The organism is Pseudomonas sp. A34-9, from assembly GCF_029543085.1.
In the GTDB taxonomy this organism is placed as follows: domain Bacteria; phylum Pseudomonadota; class Gammaproteobacteria; order Pseudomonadales; family Pseudomonadaceae; genus Aquipseudomonas.
Map to the genome: position 1 here is coordinate 6,522,141 of NZ_CP119967.1, position 19,807 is coordinate 6,541,947.

Genomic DNA, 19,807 nt, shown 5'->3' on the forward strand with positions numbered 1-19,807 from the left:
TTACAGTTTCTTGGCTTTCTCGATCGCTTCTTCGATGCCGCCAACCATGTAGAACGCTTGTTCTGGCAGGTGGTCGTAGTCACCGTTGAGGATGCCTTTGAAGCCAGCAATGGTGTCTTTCAGGGAAACGTATTTACCCGAAGCACCGGTGAAGACTTCAGCCACGAAGAACGGCTGCGACAAGAAGCGCTGGATCTTACGAGCACGGTTTACCAACTGTTTGTCGGCTTCCGACAGCTCGTCCATACCCAGGATCGCGATGATGTCCTTCAGCTCTTTGTAACGTTGCAGAACGTACTGAACGCCGCGAGCGGTGTCGTAGTGGTCCTGGCCGATTACGTTCGGGTCCAGCTGGCGCGAAGTCGAATCCAGTGGATCTACCGCTGGGTAGATACCCAGGGAAGCGATGTCACGGGACAGAACGACGGTGGCGTCCAAGTGGGCGAAGGTGGTCGCTGGCGACGGGTCGGTCAAGTCATCCGCAGGTACGTATACCGCTTGGATCGAAGTGATCGAACCTTCCTTGGTCGAAGTGATACGTTCTTGCAGAACGCCCATCTCTTCAGCCAGGGTCGGCTGGTAACCTACTGCCGAAGGCATACGGCCCAGCAGTGCGGATACTTCAGTACCGGCCAGGGTGTAACGATAGATGTTGTCGACGAACAGCAGAACGTCGTTACCTTCGTCACGGAACTTCTCGGCCATGGTCAGGCCGGTCAGTGCTACGCGCAGACGGTTACCCGGCGGCTCGTTCATCTGACCGTAAACCAGTGCCACTTTGTCCAGAACGTTGGAATCCTTCATCTCGTGGTAGAAGTCGTTACCCTCACGAGTACGCTCACCCACACCGGCGAACACGGAATAACCGCTGTGCTCGATGGCGATGTTACGGATCAGTTCCATCATGTTTACGGTTTTGCCTACACCGGCACCACCGAACAGACCGACTTTACCGCCTTTGGCAAACGGGCAAACCAGGTCGATAACCTTGATGCCGGTTTCCAGCAGGTCGTTGCCGCCTGCCTGTTCAGCGAACGAAGGCGCTGGACGGTGAATGCCCCAACGCTCTTCGGTGTCGATCGGGCCAGCTTCGTCGATCGGGTTACCGAGGACGTCCATGATCCGGCCCAGGGTCGCTTTACCGACCGGTACGGAGATGGCTGCGCCGGAATCGGTAACTTCCAGACCGCGCTTCAAGCCCTCGGTGGAACCCATCGCAATGGTGCGAACCACGCCGTCGCCCAGCTGTTGCTGAACTTCCAGAGTGGTTTCAGCCGCGCTCACTACTTTCAGCGCGTTGTAGATGCTCGGTACGCTGTCGCGTGGAAATTCCACGTCGATAACGGCGCCGATGATTTGAACGATACGTCCGCTACTCATAGCTGGATCCTCTGAATATTTGAACCGTTAAACCGCGGCAGCGCCGCCGACGATTTCCGAGATCTCTTGGGTGATCGCAGCCTGACGCGCCTTGTTGTAGATCAGCTGCAAATCGCTGATCAAATCACCGGCGTTGTCGGTAGCGTTCTTCATCGCGATCATCCGCGCAGCTTGTTCAGCCGCGTTGTTCTCGACCACCGCCTGGTAGACCTGCGACTCAACGTAGCGGACCATCAAGCCGTCAAGCAGCTCTTTGGCATCCGGTTCGTAGAGATAGTCCCAGTGGTGCTTGAGATCCTGATCCGGGGTGGCCACCAGTGGAATCAACTGCTCCACGGTAGGCTGTTGCGTCATGGTGTTGATGAACTTGTTGGACACCACGGACAGGCGGTCAATACGGCCGTCCAGGTAGGCATCCAGCATCACCTTGACGCTGCCGATCAGATCATTGATCGACGGCTCTTCACCCAGGTGGCTGATAGCTGCAACGACGTTACCGCCGAAGTTGCGGAAAAAGGCCGCACCCTTGCTACCCACGACACACAGATCAATCTCGACGCCGTTTTCGCGGTTTACCGCCATGTCCTTGACCAGGGCCTTGAACAGGTTGGTGTTCAAGCCGCCGCACAAACCACGGTCACTGCTCACAACGACATAACCCACACGCTTGATTTCGCGGTCGATCATGAACGGGTGGCGGTATTCCGGGTTGGCGTTGGCCAGATGCCCAATTACCTGGCGGATACGCTCCGCATAAGGACGGCTAGCAGCCATGCGCATTTGTGCCTTGCGCATTTTGCTGACCGCCACTTTTTCCATGGCGCTGGTAATCTTTTGCGTGCTTTTGATGCTCGCAATCTTACTGCGAATCTCTTTTGCGCCTGCCATGTAACACCTATCAGGTTAGCAAGCGGGAGCCTCGCGGCTCCCGCTGCGGCTTACCAGGTTTGGGTGGCCTTGAACTTCTCGATACCGGCTTTCATGCCAGCGTCGATTTCGTCATTGAAGTCACCTTTAACGTTGATCTTGGCCATCAAATCGGCGTGATCGCGGTTGAAGAAAGCAATCAGCGCTTGTTCGAAGCTGCCGATCTTGGCGATTTCAATGTCAGTCAGGAACCCACGCTCAGCGGCATACAGCGACAGCGCCATGTCAGCGATCGACATTGGTGCGTATTGCTTCTGCTTCATCAGCTCGGTAACGCGCTGACCATGCTCAAGTTGCTTACGGGTCGCTTCGTCCAGGTCAGAAGCGAACTGGGCGAATGCCGCCAGTTCACGGTACTGAGCCAGAGCGGTACGGATACCACCGGACAGCTTCTTGATGATCTTGGTCTGAGCGGCACCACCCACACGGGATACCGAAACACCGGCGTTCACTGCAGGGCGAATGCCCGAGTTGAACATGGCCGATTCCAGGAAGATCTGACCGTCGGTGATGGAAATCACGTTGGTCGGAACGAACGCGGAAACGTCGCCAGCCTGGGTTTCGATGATCGGCAGTGCGGTCAGGGAACCGGTTTTGCCGGTCACTGCGCCGTTGGTGAACTTCTCTACGTATTCTTCCGAAACGCGGGATGCGCGCTCCAGCAGACGGGAGTGGAGATAGAACACGTCGCCTGGGTAAGCTTCACGGCCTGGTGGACGGCGCAGCAGCAGGGAAATCTGGCGGTAAGCCACTGCTTGCTTGGACAGATCGTCATAAACGATCAGCGCGTCTTCACCGCGGTCGCGGAAGAATTCACCCATGGTGCAACCGGAGTACGGTGCCAGGAATTGCAGCGCAGGAGATTCCGAAGCACTGGCAGCCACGATGATCGTGTTGGCCAGGGCGCCGTTTTCTTCCAGCTTGCGAACCACGTTGGCGATGGTCGATTGTTTCTGACCGATGGCTACGTAGACGCAGAAAATGCCGCTGTCTTTCTGGTTGATGATCGCGTCGATCGCCAGAGCGGTTTTACCGATCTGACGGTCACCGATGATCAGCTCACGCTGGCCACGGCCGACAGGGATCATGGCATCGACAGCCTTGTAGCCAGTCTGTACAGGCTGGTCTACCGACTTACGCCAGATCACGCCCGGAGCAACTTTCTCGACCGCGTCGGTCTCGGTGTTGCCCAGTGGACCTTTGCCGTCAACAGGGTTACCCAGTGCGTCGACTACGCGACCCAGCAGTTCCTTACCAACCGGAACTTCGAGGATGCGGCCAGTGCACTTGGCGCTCATGCCTTCGGCCAGAGACTGGTAGGAGCCCAATACAACGGCACCTACGGAGTCTTGCTCCAGGTTGAGGGCCATACCGTAGACGCCGCCCGGAAACTCGATCATCTCGCCGTACATAACGTCGGCCAGACCGTGAATCCGCACGATGCCGTCAGATACGCTGACGACAGTGCCTTCGTTACGGGCTTGGGAGGTCACATCGAGCTTGTCGATGCGGCCCTTGATAATTTCACTTATTTCGGAAGGATTGAGTTGCTGCATTGCTCTGCTGCCCCTTCAAACTCAAGATTTCAATGCTTCGGCAAGTTTCGCGATTTTGCCGCGAATCGAGCCATCGATAACCAGGTCGCCGGCGCGGATGACGACACCACCTATAAGGGCAGCATCCTCCGCAACTTGCAGGCGCACTTCCCGGTTGAGTCGTGCACTGAGAACCTTGGCGAGTTTGTCTTGCTGTTCTTGGTTCAATGCAAAAGCACTGGTCACTTCAACGTCTACCGACTTCTCTTGTTCGGCCTTGTACAGGTCGAAAAGAGCGGCAATCTCCGGCAAAAGCGGGAGACGGTCGTTTTCGGCAACGACATTGATGAAGTTCTGTGCCTTGGCATCAAACTTGTCGCCGCACACGTCAATAAACGTGGCGGCCTTTTCTGCGCTCGTCAGTCGCGGGGCCTTGAGCACGCGCTGCATGGTGTCATCTTGTGACACCGCTGCAGCCAGGCCGAGCATGGCTGACCAATTGGCCAGTTGCTGGTGGGCCTGAGCGTGCTCGAAGGCCGCCTTAGCGTAAGGTCGGGCCAACGTGGTCAGTTCTGCCATGATCGCCCTCGCTTAGATTTCAGCAGCCAGTTGGTTAACCAGCTCTGCGTGCGCGTTTTGATCGATTGTGGCACCCAGGATCTTCTCGGCGCCGCCGACAGCCAGCAAACCCACTTGGGCGCGCAGCTTGTCTTTGACACTGTTCAGTTCCTGTTCGATCTCGGCTTGAGCCTGAACCTTCACACGGTCAGCGTCGACACGGGCCTTTTCAACGGCCTCTTCGACAATCTGGTTACCGCGTTTCTTGGCTTGCTCGATGATTTCAGCTGCCTGAGCTTTCGCTTCGCGCAGTTGCTGACCCGCTTTTTCTTGGGCCAACTCCAGGTCGCGAGCTGCACGGCTGGCAGCGTCCAGACCATCAGCGATCTTCTTTTGACGTTCGTGCAGAGCAGCGATGACCGGAGGCCATACATACTTCATGCAGAACAGTACAAAAATCAGGAACGCAACGGACTGGCCAATCAGGGTCGCATTAATGTTCACGCCAACACCTCGCAGTTACGTTGTCCATCACATCAAATTACTCGGAAGAATCCGGGTAATTAGCCAGCGATCTGACCAACGAACGGGTTCGCAAAGGTGAAGAACAGAGCGATACCAACACCGATCATGGTTACGGCGTCGAGCAGACCGGCAACGATGAACATTTTAACTTGCAGCATTGGAACCATTTCTGGCTGACGCGCTGCGCCTTCCAGGAACTTGCCGCCCAGCAGGCCGAAACCAATTGCGGTACCCAGTGCGCCCAGGCCGATCAACAGTGCAACAGCGATAGCGGTTAGACCAACTACAGTTTCCATCTTTCCTCCCGACTTTTACGTCGTATGGTTTAGGTTTTTTAGATTAAAGCGGTAAAACAAATCGTTTCAGGTGCCCTGTGAAGAGCCCCTTCCCGTTTGACCGGGAAGGACATCAGACTAGTCGAGACTGGTCTTAATGGTTTTCTTCGTGCGCCATCGACAGGTAGACGATGGTCAGCATCATGAAGATGAACGCCTGCAGCGTGATGATCAGGATGTGGAACACAGCCCATGCCCACTGCAGAACAACGCCCAGGCCGCTCAGCCAGAGCAGGCCGCTGCCGAACATCACAGCGATCAGAATGAACACCAGCTCGCCGGCATACATGTTGCCGAACAGACGCAGAGCCAGAGAGATCGGTTTGGCGATCAGGGTCACGAATTCCAGCAGGAAGTTCACCGGGATCAGCAGGGCTTGAACGAAGATGTTCTTGCTGCCAAACGGGTGCAGGGTCAGCTCGCCGATGAAGCCGCCGAGGCCCTTGACCTTGATGCTATAGAAAATGATCAGTGCGAAAACCGAGAACGCCATGCCCAGGGTCGCGTTCGGGTCGGTGGTCGACACGGCACGGAACGGGATGTGGTGGTCGCCGGAGATCAGGATGGCCAGTTGAGGAATCCAGTCGACCGGTACCAGGTCGACGGCGTTCATCAGGAACACCCAGACGAAGATGGTCAGTGCCAGCGGTGCAATCACCGGGCTACGGCCATGGAAGCTGTCTTTCACGCTGCCATCGACGAATTCGACCAATACTTCAACGAAGTTCTGCAAAGCACCCGGTTGACCCGAAGTCGCTTTCTTTGCCGCCATGCGGAAAAGAAGAACGAAAATCAGACCCAACGCGACCGACCAGCCGAGGGTATCGACGTGGAAAGCCCAGAAGCCCATTTCTTTGGCTTCTGCTGCGGTATGGGCAAAGCCCCAGCCGCCGTTAGGTAGCTGACCGAAGGTCAGGTTCTGCAAGTGGTGCTGGATATAGCCCGAAGCGGTTGTTTCTGCCATGGTTGCCTCAAACGCCCTAAGGTCTCGAAAGTCTTGTTCTCATCAGCAGGGGAGCGAACCAGCTGACCGACTGAGTCAGCACGAACACGCCGAATACTGCTATCGGCGCCAGTGGCTTCACACCTGCAAACACCAGTGCAAAGAGCACTGCCGTCAAAATCAGTTTGCCTGCCTCGCCGGCATAAAATGACCGGACGATGGACTGGGCTGCTCGGGCGCCGGAAAACCGAAATGCCTTGTGAGCGAAATAAACATTGGGCAGCAAGGCTATCAGGCCTCCGCAAAGTCCCGAGTATCCGGCAACGACTCCGTGCCATTGCCAGAGCGCCAAAGCGGCAATGAGCAAAATGACAAATTGAGCCATTAACACCGGAAAAACCGCCAGGCGATGGAACGGCAGGCGGTTTGGCTTGCGGGTTTCCATCACTATTGCTCTCCAATGGTCGGCTGCCAGAATTCAATAACTTGGCATAATTTGTGCCGACAAAATGCGCGCAGAGTATAGGGGCGCTTCTGCCCCTATTCAACTGTCAGGTAGTGATTTCCGACTGCGCGCTACATGAGGAAATGTTTCAGCGGATGTGTGCGAGCACACCTTGAAGCTCATCGAGGGAGTTGTAACCGATCACCAACTGACCCTTTCCCTTCTTGCCATGGCGAATCTGCACCGCAGAGCCTAGGCGCTCGGCCAGACGCTGTTCGAGGCGGGCGATATCCGGGTCGGGTTTTGCTGCTTCCACAGGCTCCGGTTTGCCGCTCAACCATTGGCGAACCAGTGCCTCAGTTTGGCGCACGGTGAGACCGCGTGCGACAACATGTCGCGCCCCTTCCACCTGTTGATTGTCCGGCAGACCGAGCAATGCACGGGCATGACCCATTTCCAGGTCGCCGTGGGACAGCATGGTCTTGATGACTTCCGGCAGTGCAATAAGCCGCAACAGGTTAGCCACAGTCACGCGGGACTTACCCACAGCCTCGGCGACCTGCTGCTGGGTCAGCTGGAATTCCTGCTGCAAACGCTGCAGGGCCACCGCTTCTTCGATCGGGTTAAGGTCTTCACGCTGGATGTTCTCGATCAGCGCAATGGCGATCGCGGTTTCATCCGGTACGTCGCGAACCATCGCCGGGATGGTTTCCTGTCCGGCTTGCTGGCTCGCGCGCCAGCGGCGTTCGCCGGCAATGATTTCGAAGCGGCCACCGCCAATCGGGCGCACCACGATCGGCTGCATCACGCCTTGCGCCTTGATCGAAGCCGCCAGTTCTTCCAGCGCCTGCGGATCCATGTCGCGACGCGGCTGGTATTTACCACGCTGCAGCAGGTCCAGCGGCAAGTGCTGCAGTTCACGGGTATCAGCTTGCGCCGCTTGTTCTTCCAGCGCGCTGACAGTCGGACCACTCAGCAGTGCATCCAGTCCACGTCCGAGACCTCGTTTCTTGACGGCCATGGGGATTCCTTAAGTTGCCTGAGCAGCGGCGATACGTGAATTTTTGCGCTGACGGCGAACCATCTCGCCCGCCAGAGCCAGGTAGGCCAGCGCGCCACGCGATTGCTTGTCGTACGCCAGTGCCGGCATGCCGTAGCTTGGCGCTTCGGCCAGACGGATGTTGCGCGGGATCACCGTGTCATAGAGCTGCTCGCCGAAGTGTTCCTTGAGCTGTGCCGAAACGTCGTTCATCAGGCTCAGGCGCGGGTCGTACATCGTCCGCAGCAAACCTTCGACTTTCAGGTTCGGATTGAGCAGTTCGGCGATGCGCTTGATGTTATCCACAAGGTCGCTGAGACCTTCGAGCGCAAAGTACTCGCACTGCATGGGGATAATGACCCCGTCAGCGGCAACCAGTGCGTTCAGTGTGAGCATCGACAGCGACGGCGGGCAGTCGATCAAAATGTAATCGTAGTTTTCACGGATCGGCGCCAGCGCGCTGCGCAGACGGCTTTCCTTCATCTGCATTTCCAGCAGTACCACTTCGGCCGCCGTCAGATCGCGGTTGGCCGGCAGCAGTTGATAACCGCCATGTTCGGAATAGTGCATGGCCTGGGCCAGATCGCATTCGCCGATCAGCAGGTCGTAGACCGAATTTTCCAGGCCGTGTTTATCCACACCGCTACCCATGGTGGCGTTGCCCTGTGGATCGAGATCGATCAACAGCACCCGGCGCTTGGTCGCGACCAGGGATGCTGCGAGGTTGATGCAGGTGGTGGTCTTGCCCACACCACCCTTTTGGTTCGCTATCGCGAATACCTTAGCCATTCTTGCTTGTGTTCCCAATCATGCCGTGCGGCGCAGTATCAGCAGATGGCGTTGGCCTTGGCAACCGGGTACGGCCAGGGCGTGTTCGCTATCGAGTTTGAAGTCTGCCGGCAATGCTACCAGCTCATCGGCCGGATGAACGCCCTTCATTGCCAGCCAGCGTGTGTCGGCATCGCCGAGGTGACGAGTCCAGTTGGTGAAGTTCTCCATGCTGCTGAACGCCCGGGAAATGATCCCGTTGAACGGTTGAGCAGGCTGGAACGCTTCGACACGACTGTGGATAACTTGCAGGTTATCCAGTTTGAGTTCGAGTTTGACCTGAGTCAGGAAGCGGGTTTTCTTGCCGTTGCTGTCCAGACAGGTCACTTGCGCGTCCGGATACAGGATCGCCAACGGAATTCCCGGCATACCGCCGCCGCTGCCGACATCGAGCCAGCGACCATTTTCGATGAACGACATCACGCTCAGGCTATCGAGCAAGTGCCGCGAAACCATTTCGTCCGGATCACGCACAGCCGTCAGGTTGTAGGCCTGGTTCCATTTGATCAACAGAGCCAGATAACCCAGCAGCAATTCATGCTGGGTTTCAGTGAGATTGACACCGAGCTCGCGGGCTCCTGTGGATAACTCTTCGGCGTGTTGCGAAGTGACCTTAGAACTCAAGCGCTTTGCTCCAACTGACGGCCCGCGCCGCGTTTTTTCAAATGAATCATCAACAGCGAAATCGCTGCCGGGGTCACACCGGGGATCCGCGAAGCCTGGCCGAGCGTCTCTGGTCGAGTCGCGCCGAGCTTGCTCTGGATCTCCTTGGAGAGACCGGAAATGTTGGTGTAATCGATATCCACAGGCAACTTCGTGTCTTCGCTGGCGCGCAGACGAGCGATTTCGTCCTGTTGACGGTCGATGTAACCGGCGTACTTGGTCTTGATTTCAACCTGCTCGGCGACCTGTGGATCTTCGGCGCCATTGCCGGTCACTTCGACCAGACCAGCGTAGTCGATTTCCGGACGACTCAAGAGATTGAGCAAGTTGTATTCGTGAGTCAGCGGCGTACCGAACTTCTCGGCAATCGCATCGCCCTGCTGCGTATTCGGGCGAACCCAAGTGCTTTTCAGGCGCTGCTCTTCGAGTTCGATGCTTTCGCGCTTTTTGCAGAAAGCCGCCCAACGCGCGTCATCGACCAAACCGAGCTCGCGACCTTTTTCGGTCAGACGCAGGTCGGCGTTGTCCTCGCGCAGGATCAGGCGGTACTCGGCACGGGAAGTGAACATGCGGTACGGCTCTTGGGTACCGAGGGTGATCAGGTCGTCGACCAACACGCCGATGTACGCTTCATCGCGACGCGGGCACCAGGCTTCTTTGCCCTTGGCACGCAGTGCGGCGTTGGCCCCCGCGAGCAAACCTTGCGCGCCCGCTTCTTCGTAGCCGGTGGTGCCGTTGATCTGCCCGGCGAAGAACAAACCACCGATGACTTTGGTTTCGAGGCTGTATTTGAGGTCGCGCGGATCGAAGTAGTCGTACTCGATCGCGTAACCCGGACGCACGATGTGCGCGTTTTCCATGCCGCGGATCGATTGCACGATCTGCAATTGCACGTCGAACGGCAAGCTTGTGGATATGCCGTTCGGATACAGCTCATGGGTGGTCAAACCTTCCGGTTCGATAAACACCTGATGGCTTTCCTTGTCGGCAAAGCGGTGGATCTTGTCTTCGATCGACGGGCAATAGCGCGGACCGATGCCTTCGATTTCACCGGCAGCGGAATACATCGGCGAACGATCAAGGTTCGCCGCGATGATTTCGTGGGTGCGGGCGTTCGTGTGAGTAATCCAGCAGCTGACCTGGCGTGGATGCTGTTCTTTGTTGCCCATGAACGACATCACCGGGATCGGCGTATCGCCTGGCTGCTCGGTCATTACCGAGAAATCCACAGACTTGCCGTCGATACGCGGTGGCGTACCGGTTTTCAGGCGACCGACACGCAGTGGCAGTTCACGCAGACGATGAGCCAGGGCGATCGATGGCGGATCACCGGCGCGACCGCCGGAGAAATTCTGCAAACCGATGTGGATAAGTCCGCCGAGGAAAGTACCGGTGGTCAACACCACGGAATCGGCGAAGAAACGAAGACCCATTTGCGTGACAACACCACGGACTTGTTCCTGCTCAACGATCAAGTCATCAGCGGCTTGTTGAAATATCCACAGGTTCGGCTGGTTTTCGAGGATTTCACGGACAGCGGCTTTGTACAGAATCCGGTCAGCTTGTGCGCGGGTCGCCCGTACGGCTGGGCCTTTGCGGCTGTTTAACACGCGAAACTGGATGCCGCCCAAATCGGTGGCCATGGCCATCGCGCCGCCGAGGGCGTCGATTTCCTTGACCAGATGGCTTTTGCCAATGCCACCGATGGCCGGGTTGCAGCTCATGGCGCCGAGGGTTTCCACGTTATGCGTCAGCAACAGGGTTTTTGCCCCCATACGTGCTGAGGCCAGTGCTGCCTCGGTACCGGCATGACCGCCGCCGATGACGATCACTTCAAAACGGGAAGGGAAATCCACCACGCACCTCGTGCCTGCTTAAGTAGGTAATTCAGGAATAGTTTGAGATCAGGTTTTTGGACCTGGTCGGCAAGTATAGGGACTTCGCCCTTCCTAAAGAACCCTTTGCACAAAATTTAACCAGCTGTGGAGAACTCGAGGTTAAAAGAATAAAAAAGAGAGAAATTTATAAAACCTTTGTTTTTATGTTTATTCTTACTGAGCGACCTTTCTGTGGATAGATTGCTACAGGCCTTTATATTCAATATGTACAGAGTTTCAAAACCCTGTGCTCATGTGCCAATGAGGCCCTTGGATAACCGGTGTAAGCCTGTGGATGAAAGGGGTGTTTATCCACAGGGGCGGTTATGTCCAGTTTTCAGGCCCTGTTATCAACTGCCCTTAGTGGCAGTTATTCACAGGGCTTAATCCACAGAAAAACGACAAGATGGCTTTTTCAGAGCGCAAAAAAAACGCCAGCGAGGGTTCGCTGGCGATAAAGAAGCCGATGGAGGGAAGTGCGAGGGCTATTGTGAGAGAACGTAACAGGGGCTAATAATAGGCATTATCATTAACTCATCAGTTTTCCCCATGCCCTTACCCGCCCACATTGCTGCGATCGAGCAAATCTACGAGCAACATCATTCGTGGCTACATGGCTGGCTCAAGGGCAAATTGCATGACGCCTGCGATGCCGCCGATGTCGCGCATGACACCTTTGTGCGGATTCTCGCGGCACGTAACGCCGCGCAGATTCGCGAGCCACGGGATTATCTGGCGACCATTGCACGCGGCCTGGTGATTGATCGTTATCGCAGGCAGGCTATCGAAGCCGCGTATTTGCAGACCCTGGCAGCTCGACCGGAAGCCACCGCCATCAGCGAGGAAGACAAGGCGCTGATCATCGAAACCCTGATCGCTGTGGATAAAGCCTTGGCGGGGCTCGGTGCCAGAAGCCAACAGATTTTCAAGCTGTCGCAGATCGATGGGCTCACTTATCAACAGATCGCCTTGCAGCTAAAGGTTTCGCTGACCACGGTGAAGAAACACATGATCCGCGCCCTGACGGAATGTGCCCTGATCATGGCGCAGCATTGATGGCCATCGCCCCCAATCGCCAGGTTTTCGAAGCGGCGGCCAGCTGGTATGTGCAGTTTCAGGCGGACCCGCCGACGCTCGCCGAACAGAAGGCCTGGCAGCTGTGGATAGACAGTGATCCCGCGCATCTGGCGGCATGGAACCAGATGGAACAACTGCAGCTCCACCTCGGTACGTTGCCGCCGGATTTGAAACGTCGCGCCTTGAATACCGGACAGCAACGGCGCCAGCTGCTGAAGTTGTTGCTGCTCGCTGCGGGGACGGGGTTCGTTGGCTGGAATGTTCAGCAACACACGTCTCTGGGGAATGTCTGGGCCGACTATAAAACTGGCATTGGCCAGCGTCGCAACCTGTCATTGGCCGATGGCACTCAGATTCAGCTCAACACCGACACTGCCATTGACGTGTCTTTCGATCCGGCGCAGCGGTTGATTCGCCTGCACTCCGGCGAGATCCTGATTCAAACCGGCAAACTTGGCGATCAACGGCCCTTTTTCGTCGACACCCGTGATGGTCGGGTTCAAGCGCTGGGCACCCGGTTTTCCGTACATCAGTTATCGAGGTCTACCCGAGTAGGTGTGCTGGAAGACCGGATCAGCGTTCAGCCCGCTGATCTATCAACAGCCGCAGTTATTCTGAACGCAGGCGAAGGCGCCGACTTTGACCGTCGACACATCGGGCTCACTCATCCTTTCAAATCCACGGAAGTGGCGTGGATCAACGGCCAGTTGATTGTGCTCAACGTACGCTTGGGCGACGTGATTGAAGAATTGGGCCGCTATCGCCGCGGCGTTTTGCACTGCGATGAGCGCGCACGGGATCTGCGGGTATCCGGCACATTCCGGCTCGACTCTACCGATGCAGTGCTGGCCAATCTTCAAGCTTCGCTGCCAATCGAGGTGCGCTATTTCACCCGTTACTGGATCTCGATCAGCCACAACGCTTGATCGACATTTCACCTGGGGAAAATAAATCGACAACAGGGTTATCTTTTTTTGCCCTGACACGGCCCTACAGGTAATCGCGATAAACGCGGCTCTTTGCCACCTTCAGGGCTAATCCACACATGCGTCTTTCCACGTTTCGTCAGCGTTTTTCCTACCACTGCATTGCTTACAGCCTACTGATGACCAGTGCCGCGTCCTGCGTGGTCATGACCAATAACGCCTTCGCGGCGACGACCGACCAGCGCTACGCCATTGCTGCTGGCCCACTGGACAATGCCTTGAGCCAGTTCGCCTCCGCTGCGAATGTCATTTTGTCGTTCTCTCCGCAACAGACCAGCCACTTGCGCAGCGCCGGGCTGAACGGCAATTTCACCGTCGATCAGGGATTCGCCCAATTGCTGCAAGGCTCGGGTTTGCAAGCCGTACCGCAGGCACCGGGCAGCTACATTTTGCAGGCATTGCCCGACGGCGATTCACTGGAGCTGGCCCCGACCAACATCAACGGCCTGTTGGCCAATCCGATGAGTCTGGATTACGCGGCGGACGTCGGTTACAAGGCGCAGAACAGCCGGATCGGTACGAAAACCAGTACGCCGTTGTCGGAAACGCCGCGCTCGGTGTCAGTCGTCACCGCCCAGCGTATGAAAGATCAGAAATCTCAGACACTCACTGAGGTGCTCGGCTACGTGCCGGGGATCTTTGCCCCACCGTTCGCCGCCGGCGATAGCCTGGCCGGGGATCTGTTCTACATTCGCGGTTTCAACGCCACCGATTACGGCTACGGTCTGTTGCGCGATGGACTACGCGTACAGGGCAACCGCTACGACACCAGCACCGAGCCTTACGGATTGGAACGCGTTGAAATTTTCCGTGGCCCTTCTTCGTTGCTGTATGGGGAAAACGCACCGGGCGGTCTGGTCAATCTGGTGAGTAAACGCCCGACGGCAACGCCGCAGGGCGAAGTGCAACTGGGCTATGGCTCGAATAATCGTCGGCAGATCGGCGTCGATGTGTCCGGGCCACTCAATGACAGTGGCAATGTACTTGGCCGGGTGGTGATGCTCGGGCGCAAATCCGACACCCAGACCGATCACGTCCCCGATGACCGCATTTACATCGCCCCGTCGCTGACCCTGAATTTCGACGACTTCAACACCCTGACCTTGCTGGCCAACTACCAGAAAGATCACACCAACATGGAACTGGGTCTGCCGGCCGCCGGCACTTTGTTGAGCAACCCCAACGGCAAGTTATCCAAAGGCACCATGCTCGGCGACCCGGACTGGAACACCTTTGAACGGGAAACCTGGAGTACCGGTTACGAGTTCAGCCACTCCTTCAACGACGATTGGCAATTTCGCCAGAACTCGCGCTACATGCAGTCGCGTATCACCCGACATGAAACCTGGCCTGGCAATCTCAACAACGCAGGCTTCGGCACCCGCCTGAATATGACCGCCTACGATCGCTTCAACAAGTCGATGGTGTACTCGCTGGATAACCAGCTGGAAGGCAAATTCCAGGTCGGCGGTCTGGAGAACACCGTGTTGTTCGGCGCCAGCTACGACCGCACCTCATTCAATCAGGACTGGAACGCCGGCATCGTCGGGCCGATTGATGTGTATAACCCGGTTTACCTGCGCGATCCGACTACGCCGATTGCGGTGCAAAACACCTTGCTTGAGCAACAGATGAAAGGCGTTTATGCACAGATCCAGAGCAAATATGACCACTGGCTGTTCCTGCTCGGTGGCCGCCAGGATTGGGTCGACAGTGATTTCCGCGACAAGGTGGCCCAATCCAGCAACATCAGTTCCGAGGACAAGAAATTCACCTACCAGGGCGGGGTGATGTACCAGTTCGACAACGGCATGACGCCGTATGTCAGCTACTCCACTTCGTTCGTGCCGGTGCAGCAGATTTCCAATGCCGGCGCGCCGCTCGACCCAATTACCAGCAGCCAATATGAAGTGGGCCTGAAGTACGAACCGATCGGCTGGGACACCGCGTTCACTGCGTCGGTGTATGACCTGCGCAAAAAGGACGACACCTACTTCGACTCAACCACGTCGACCTATCGTCAGGTCGGCGAAAGCCGTTCCAAAGGTGTCGAACTGGAGCTCAATAGCAATCTGACCCAGAACATCAATGTGACAGCGGCTTACACCTACACCGATGCGCGGATCACCAAGGACGCGGCGAGCTCGCTGGTCAAAGGCCACCAAATGACCGGGGTTCCACGAAATCAGGCTTCGGTCTGGGCCAAGTACCGGTTCCTCGATGGCGATCTGAAAGGTTTGTACGTTGGCGGCGGGGTGCGCTACTTCGACAGTGCATTCGCTTATACATCGCCCACTCTGTACGGGAAGCTGGATGCCGGCGATGTCACGTTGGTGGATGCGGCCATTGGTTATCAGATCGACACACACTGGAGTGTCGATCTGAATGCGAAAAACCTGTTCGACAAGGAATATGTGTCGGGATGCAACGATGCCGGCCGTTGCTACTGGGGCGAGGATCGCACCTTGCTCGGTACTGTGTCCTACAACTGGTAAAACGCAAAAGGGGCTGTGGATAAATTCTCCACAGCCCCTTTTGTCATTTGCCGATGCAGAAGCTGGAAAAGATTCTTCCCAGCAGATCATCAGAGCTGAAAGCGCCGGTGATTTCCCCCAGCGACTGTTGCGCCTGACGCAAATCCTCAGCCAGCAATTCACCGGCGCCAGCCAAAGTCAGCTGGGCACGGCCGTGTTCCAATGCGGCACTGGCCTGGCGCAGTGCTTCGAGATGGCGGCGGCGGGCACTGAAACTGCTTTCCGACGTTTGCTCGTAACCCATGCAAGCCTTGAGATGGTCACGGAGCAAGTCCAGCCCGTCACCGGCCGACTTGGCGCTGAGACTGATCGTCACATGACCGTCTTCGCTGGTCTCCAGAGCAATCGCTTCCCCGGTCAGATCGGCTTTGTTGCGAATCAGGGTAACTTTCGCCGGATCCGGACGGGTTTCAAGAAACTCCGGCCACAACGCAAACGGATCGAGCGCTTCCGGTGCCGTTGCATCGACAACCAACAACACTCGATCGGCTTCACCGATGGCCTTCAATGCGCGTTCGACACCGATCTTTTCCACATGATCATCGGTATCCCGCAGACCTGCAGTATCAACAACGTGCAGCGGCATGCCGTCGATGTGGATATGTTCACGCAGAATGTCGCGGGTGGTGCCGGCAATCTCGGTCACGATTGCCGCTTCGCGACCGGCCAACGCATTCAGCAGGCTGGATTTACCAGCGTTCGGACGACCGGCAATTACCACGGTCATGCCATCGCGCAATAACGCGCCCTGCCCGGCTTCACGCAGTACTGTGGATAACTCGTCGCGCACTTTGTCGAGCATGCTCAGCACGTGGCCATCGGCGAGAAAGTCGATTTCTTCTTCCGGGAAGTCGATGGCGGCTTCCACGTAGATGCGCAGACCGATCAGTTGTTCAGTCAAGTTATGCACACGCTGGGAAAACGCGCCTTGCAGAGAACGCAGGGCATTACGCGCCGCCTGTGCAGAACTGGCTTCGATCAAATCGGCAATCGCCTCAGCCTGGGCCAGGTCAAGTTTGTCATTGAGGAAGGCGCGCTCGCTGAATTCCCCCGGACGCGCCAGACGGCAGCCCAGTTCCAGGCAGCGTTTGAGCAACATATCCAGAACGATCGGACCACCGTGGCCCTGCAATTCGAGCACGTCTTCGCCGGTGAACGAGTTTGGCCCCGGGAAATACAGCGCCAGACCTTCATCGAGGACTTGCTGGTCATCGCTGAAAAACGCGCCGTAATGGGCGTAACGCGGTTTCAGTTCGCGGCCGCTGATGGCTTGCGCTGCAACACTGGCCAACGGCCCGGAAATACGGACGATGCCCACACCACCACGACCTTGAGCGGTGGCGACAGCGGCGATGGTTTCACGAGGTACGCTCATTAACCGGAATCCAGACAAAAATGACAGATAGCAAAACGCCCCACTAGGGGGCGTTTTGAGTGGTTATCCACAGTGTAAATCAAGCGGCTGCTTTGGTAGCCCGTTCGATTTTACGCGTGATGTACCACTGTTGGGTGATGGACAGGCAGTTGTTCACAACCCAGTACAGCACCAGACCAGCCGGGAACCACAGGAAGAAGAAGGTGAAGATGATTGGCATCATTTTCATGACCTTCGCCTGCATCGGATCCGGTGGCGTCGGGTTCAACTGCTGCTGGATAAACATGGTTGCGCCCATGATGATCGGCAGAATGAAGAACGGATCCTTGATCGACAGGTCAGTGATCCACAGCATGAACGGCGCCTGGCGCATTTCCACGCTTTCCAGCAGAACCCAGTACAGCGAAAGGAAAACCGGCATCTGCACGAGGATCGGCAAGCAGCCGCCCAGCGGATTGATCTTCTCTTTCTTGTACAGCTCCATCATGGCTTGCGACATTTTCTGCCGGTCATCGCCATGTTGCTCTTTCAGAGCAGCCAGTTTCGGCGCAACGGCACGCATGCGCGCCATCGATTTGTAGCTGGCAGCCGAAAGTGGGAAGAACAGACCCTTGATCAGCATGGTCAGGAAGATGATCGACCAGCCCCAATTACCGACAATGGCGTGGATGTGTTGCAGCAGCCAGAAGATTGGCTGGGCAATGAACCACAGAATGCCGTAGTCGACGGTCAGTTCCAGACCTGGGGACAACTCTTTCAGCACAGCCTGGCTTTTCGGACCGGCGTACAACACAGCGCTGGTTTCAACCTTGGCACCCGGTGCAGCGGTCAGTGTCGGACCGGTGTAACCGATGATGTAGTTGCCTTTGCTGTCCTTACGGGTCTGGACGATGTTGTTTTCGCCCTTCGCCGGAATCCACGCAGTCACGAAGTAGTGTTGCAGCCAGGCTACCCAACCACCGGTGACAGTTTCTTTCAGCTGAGCCTTGTCCATGTCCTTCATGGACACTTTCTTGTACGGCTCCGAACTTGTCCACAGGGCGGCGCCCAGGTAAGTCGCGGTGCCGGTCGCCGTTGTCGACGAAGGATCAGCGCTGTTATCACGCTTCAGCTGAGCAAACATTGCGCCGTTCCAGGGCTGAGCGCTCTGGTTATCCACAATGTAGGAAACGGCTACGTCATACAGGCCACGTTTCAGGGTGAAACGCTTGATGTAATTGACGCCGTCCTTGCTGAACTTCAGGTCTACGACCAGTTGGTCCTGACCGTCAGCCAGTTGATAAGTCTTCTTCTCCGAGGAGTAGACCGGACGACCGGCAGGATTTGCATCCGGGCCGTTGGTGCCGATCAGACCGCTTTGGGCCAGATAAACACGTTCGCCGCCGTTATCGAACAGCTGGAACGGCACATCAGGACGATCCTGACGACGCGGATACAGAGGCAAGGTCAGTTGAGCAACATCACCACCCTGTGGATCGATCGCAAGATCGAGCACGTCGGTTTTGATCTGGATCAGATCCTTGCTGGCGGCTACCGGCGTTTCGGCAGGTGCGCTGGTATCGCTAGCGGCGCGCGGAATATCGTCACTGGCGGCAGCATTATTGCCAGTGGCGGTGTCCGGCAAACCGGATGTAGTCGTACTGGAAGCAACATTCTGAGTCGGCAGGGCAGCCTGACCATAGTCCTGGTTCCATTTAAGGACCATAACGTAGGCCACGATTGCCAGGGCGACGATCAGGATCGTGCGTTTGATATCCATGATTACTCGGCCATCGAAGAAGAACGGGAGGTAGGGATAGGTGGAACCGGGTCATAACCACCGGGATTCCACGGATGACAGCGACCTAAACGACGAAAGGCCAGCCAGCCACCGCGCAGAAGGCCATGATTTTCGATGGCTTCTAACGCGTAGCAGGAACAACTGGGGTAGAAACGACAGTGGTTGGCCATTAAAGGACTAATGGCATAGCGATAAAACTGGATCGGAACGAGGGCCAGTTTACGCATCTGGACTGTCTACCCCTACAGTTTCGGTTTTGACTTCTGGAACTGGCTTGCTGCGTGCCAGACGCTTCCAGAGCTTGCCGAAATGCTGAATCAATTCGGGGTTTTCTACATCGCCCAGACCTTTGCGCGCGACGATAACGATGTCCCAGCCGACCAGTGAATCCTGGTGCAGACGGAACGATTCGCGCATCAAACGTTTGAGGCGATTGCGCTCAACGGAGAGCTTTACGCTCTTTTTCCCGATAACCAGCCCGAGACGGGGGTGATCAAGATCGTTGTTGCGTGCAAGGAGCAGGAGATTTTTCCCCGGAACCTTGCCGGTAGGGGAGTCAAAGACTGCCTTGAAATGCCGGGGGGTAAGCAGACGCTTTTCCCGACTGAAGTCCTGACTCACCTCCAGTACCGGATTATCAAACTGCCAGACGCGCACGACCTTTGGCGCGACGACGCGACAGGACTGCGCGGCCGTTCTTGGTAGCCATGCGAGCACGGAAACCGTGGGTACGAGCGCGTTTGATAGTGCTTGGTTGGAAAGTACGTTTCATGTCGTGTTACCTGGTTCGTCCACAACGGGCCGGAATGGCCCCCGTTTTAAGAGACCGGGGATTCTAGAGAAAGCAAGCCTTCAGGTCAATTTCCAACCAACGTTTCCTTATAAATAGATCTCGAGGTGTTCTTTGCCTGATCACCTGCTCGCCATACATAAAAATAAAGAAGGGAATTATTTAAAGCTTTTCTGTAAAGCTTATAAAAACTAGGAACGCCGTCTTCTG

20 protein-coding genes are annotated in these 19,807 nt (G+C 56.5%); 3 read left to right on the forward strand and 17 right to left on the reverse strand.

Annotated features, from left to right (window positions below; translation table 11 throughout):
- From atpD to mnmG, 12 genes are all read right to left on the reverse strand, one after another.
- Complete coding sequence (atpD, locus tag P3G59_RS29345; protein WP_007911961.1) at window positions 1-1,380, reverse strand: F0F1 ATP synthase subunit beta; 1,380 nt, start codon at window positions 1,378-1,380, stop codon at window positions 1-3.
- Between the two features lie 27 nt (window positions 1,381-1,407).
- Entirely contained in the window at window positions 1,408-2,268 is an 861-nt protein-coding gene (gene atpG / locus P3G59_RS29350) for a F0F1 ATP synthase subunit gamma (RefSeq protein ID WP_007911960.1), read from the reverse strand.
- A gap of 50 nt (window positions 2,269-2,318) precedes the next feature.
- Window positions 2,319-3,863 (reverse strand): F0F1 ATP synthase subunit alpha, encoded by a 1,545-nt coding sequence (gene atpA / locus P3G59_RS29355; protein ID WP_103302851.1) that lies wholly within the window; start codon window positions 3,861-3,863, stop codon window positions 2,319-2,321.
- Window positions 3,864-3,884: 21 nt separating this feature from the next.
- Window positions 3,885-4,421 (reverse strand): F0F1 ATP synthase subunit delta, encoded by a 537-nt coding sequence (locus P3G59_RS29360; protein WP_007911956.1) that lies wholly within the window; start codon window positions 4,419-4,421, stop codon window positions 3,885-3,887.
- A gap of 12 nt (window positions 4,422-4,433) precedes the next feature.
- Window positions 4,434-4,904, reverse strand: a complete 471-nt coding sequence (locus tag P3G59_RS29365; RefSeq protein WP_003229781.1) for a F0F1 ATP synthase subunit B — start codon at window positions 4,902-4,904, stop codon at window positions 4,434-4,436.
- A gap of 59 nt (window positions 4,905-4,963) precedes the next feature.
- Entirely contained in the window at window positions 4,964-5,221 is a 258-nt protein-coding gene (atpE, locus tag P3G59_RS29370; protein WP_003097235.1) for a F0F1 ATP synthase subunit C, read from the reverse strand.
- Between the two features lie 133 nt (window positions 5,222-5,354).
- Complete coding sequence (gene atpB, locus P3G59_RS29375; RefSeq protein ID WP_007954148.1) at window positions 5,355-6,224, reverse strand: F0F1 ATP synthase subunit A; 870 nt, start codon at window positions 6,222-6,224, stop codon at window positions 5,355-5,357.
- Between the two features lie 16 nt (window positions 6,225-6,240).
- Window positions 6,241-6,648, reverse strand: a complete 408-nt coding sequence (locus P3G59_RS29380; RefSeq protein WP_008084411.1) for a F0F1 ATP synthase subunit I — start codon at window positions 6,646-6,648, stop codon at window positions 6,241-6,243.
- A 148-nt stretch (window positions 6,649-6,796) separates the two neighbouring features.
- Window positions 6,797-7,669, reverse strand: coding sequence for a ParB/RepB/Spo0J family partition protein (locus tag P3G59_RS29385; protein WP_250605570.1), 873 nt, complete (start codon window positions 7,667-7,669; stop codon window positions 6,797-6,799).
- A 9-nt stretch (window positions 7,670-7,678) separates the two neighbouring features.
- On the reverse strand, window positions 7,679-8,476 hold the full coding sequence (locus P3G59_RS29390) for a ParA family protein (RefSeq protein WP_007911909.1): 798 nt from the start codon (window positions 8,474-8,476) through the stop codon (window positions 7,679-7,681).
- 18 nt (window positions 8,477-8,494) lie between these two features.
- On the reverse strand, window positions 8,495-9,139 hold the full coding sequence (gene rsmG, locus P3G59_RS29395; protein WP_095188719.1) for a 16S rRNA (guanine(527)-N(7))-methyltransferase RsmG: 645 nt from the start codon (window positions 9,137-9,139) through the stop codon (window positions 8,495-8,497).
- Window positions 9,136-11,034, reverse strand: coding sequence for a tRNA uridine-5-carboxymethylaminomethyl(34) synthesis enzyme MnmG (gene mnmG, locus P3G59_RS29400; protein WP_277759946.1), 1,899 nt, complete (start codon window positions 11,032-11,034; stop codon window positions 9,136-9,138). Before mnmG ends, rsmG begins: the two co-directional genes overlap by 4 nt.
- Before the next feature lie 570 nt (window positions 11,035-11,604).
- On the opposite strand from mnmG, the gene P3G59_RS29405 reads away from it, so the two are divergent.
- From P3G59_RS29405 to P3G59_RS29415, 3 genes are all read left to right on the forward strand, one after another.
- Window positions 11,605-12,111: a sigma-70 family RNA polymerase sigma factor gene (locus tag P3G59_RS29405; RefSeq protein ID WP_277759947.1), complete on the forward strand. Its 507-nt coding sequence runs from the start codon at window positions 11,605-11,607 to the stop codon at window positions 12,109-12,111.
- Window positions 12,111-13,058 carry a FecR domain-containing protein gene (locus P3G59_RS29410; RefSeq protein WP_277759948.1) on the forward strand — a complete coding sequence of 316 codons (948 nt, stop codon included), beginning with the start codon at window positions 12,111-12,113 and terminating at the stop codon, window positions 13,056-13,058. Before P3G59_RS29405 ends, P3G59_RS29410 begins: the two co-directional genes overlap by 1 nt.
- A gap of 119 nt (window positions 13,059-13,177) precedes the next feature.
- Window positions 13,178-15,613: a TonB-dependent siderophore receptor gene (locus P3G59_RS29415; protein ID WP_277759949.1), complete on the forward strand. Its 2,436-nt coding sequence runs from the start codon at window positions 13,178-13,180 to the stop codon at window positions 15,611-15,613.
- A 43-nt stretch (window positions 15,614-15,656) separates the two neighbouring features.
- Here P3G59_RS29415 and mnmE read toward each other — a convergent pair whose 3' ends face one another.
- The 5 genes from mnmE to rpmH form a co-directional block, all read right to left on the reverse strand.
- The gene (gene mnmE, locus P3G59_RS29420; protein WP_277759950.1) at window positions 15,657-17,027 is read right to left on the reverse strand and encodes a tRNA uridine-5-carboxymethylaminomethyl(34) synthesis GTPase MnmE; all 1,371 of its coding nucleotides are present in this window, start codon (window positions 17,025-17,027) and stop codon (window positions 15,657-15,659) included.
- Window positions 17,028-17,106: 79 nt separating this feature from the next.
- Window positions 17,107-18,786: a membrane protein insertase YidC gene (gene yidC, locus P3G59_RS29425; RefSeq protein ID WP_064389679.1), complete on the reverse strand. Its 1,680-nt coding sequence runs from the start codon at window positions 18,784-18,786 to the stop codon at window positions 17,107-17,109.
- Between the two features lie 2 nt (window positions 18,787-18,788).
- Window positions 18,789-19,034, reverse strand: a complete 246-nt coding sequence (gene yidD, locus P3G59_RS29430; protein ID WP_077430980.1) for a membrane protein insertion efficiency factor YidD — start codon at window positions 19,032-19,034, stop codon at window positions 18,789-18,791.
- Complete coding sequence (gene rnpA, locus P3G59_RS29435) at window positions 19,027-19,428, reverse strand: ribonuclease P protein component (RefSeq protein WP_042704971.1); 402 nt, start codon at window positions 19,426-19,428, stop codon at window positions 19,027-19,029. The genes yidD and rnpA overlap by 8 nt, the downstream gene beginning before the upstream one ends.
- 16 nt (window positions 19,429-19,444) lie before the next feature.
- Window positions 19,445-19,579 (reverse strand): 50S ribosomal protein L34, encoded by a 135-nt coding sequence (gene rpmH, locus P3G59_RS29440; RefSeq protein WP_003213577.1) that lies wholly within the window; start codon window positions 19,577-19,579, stop codon window positions 19,445-19,447.
- Between the last annotated feature and the right edge of the window lie 228 nt (window positions 19,580-19,807).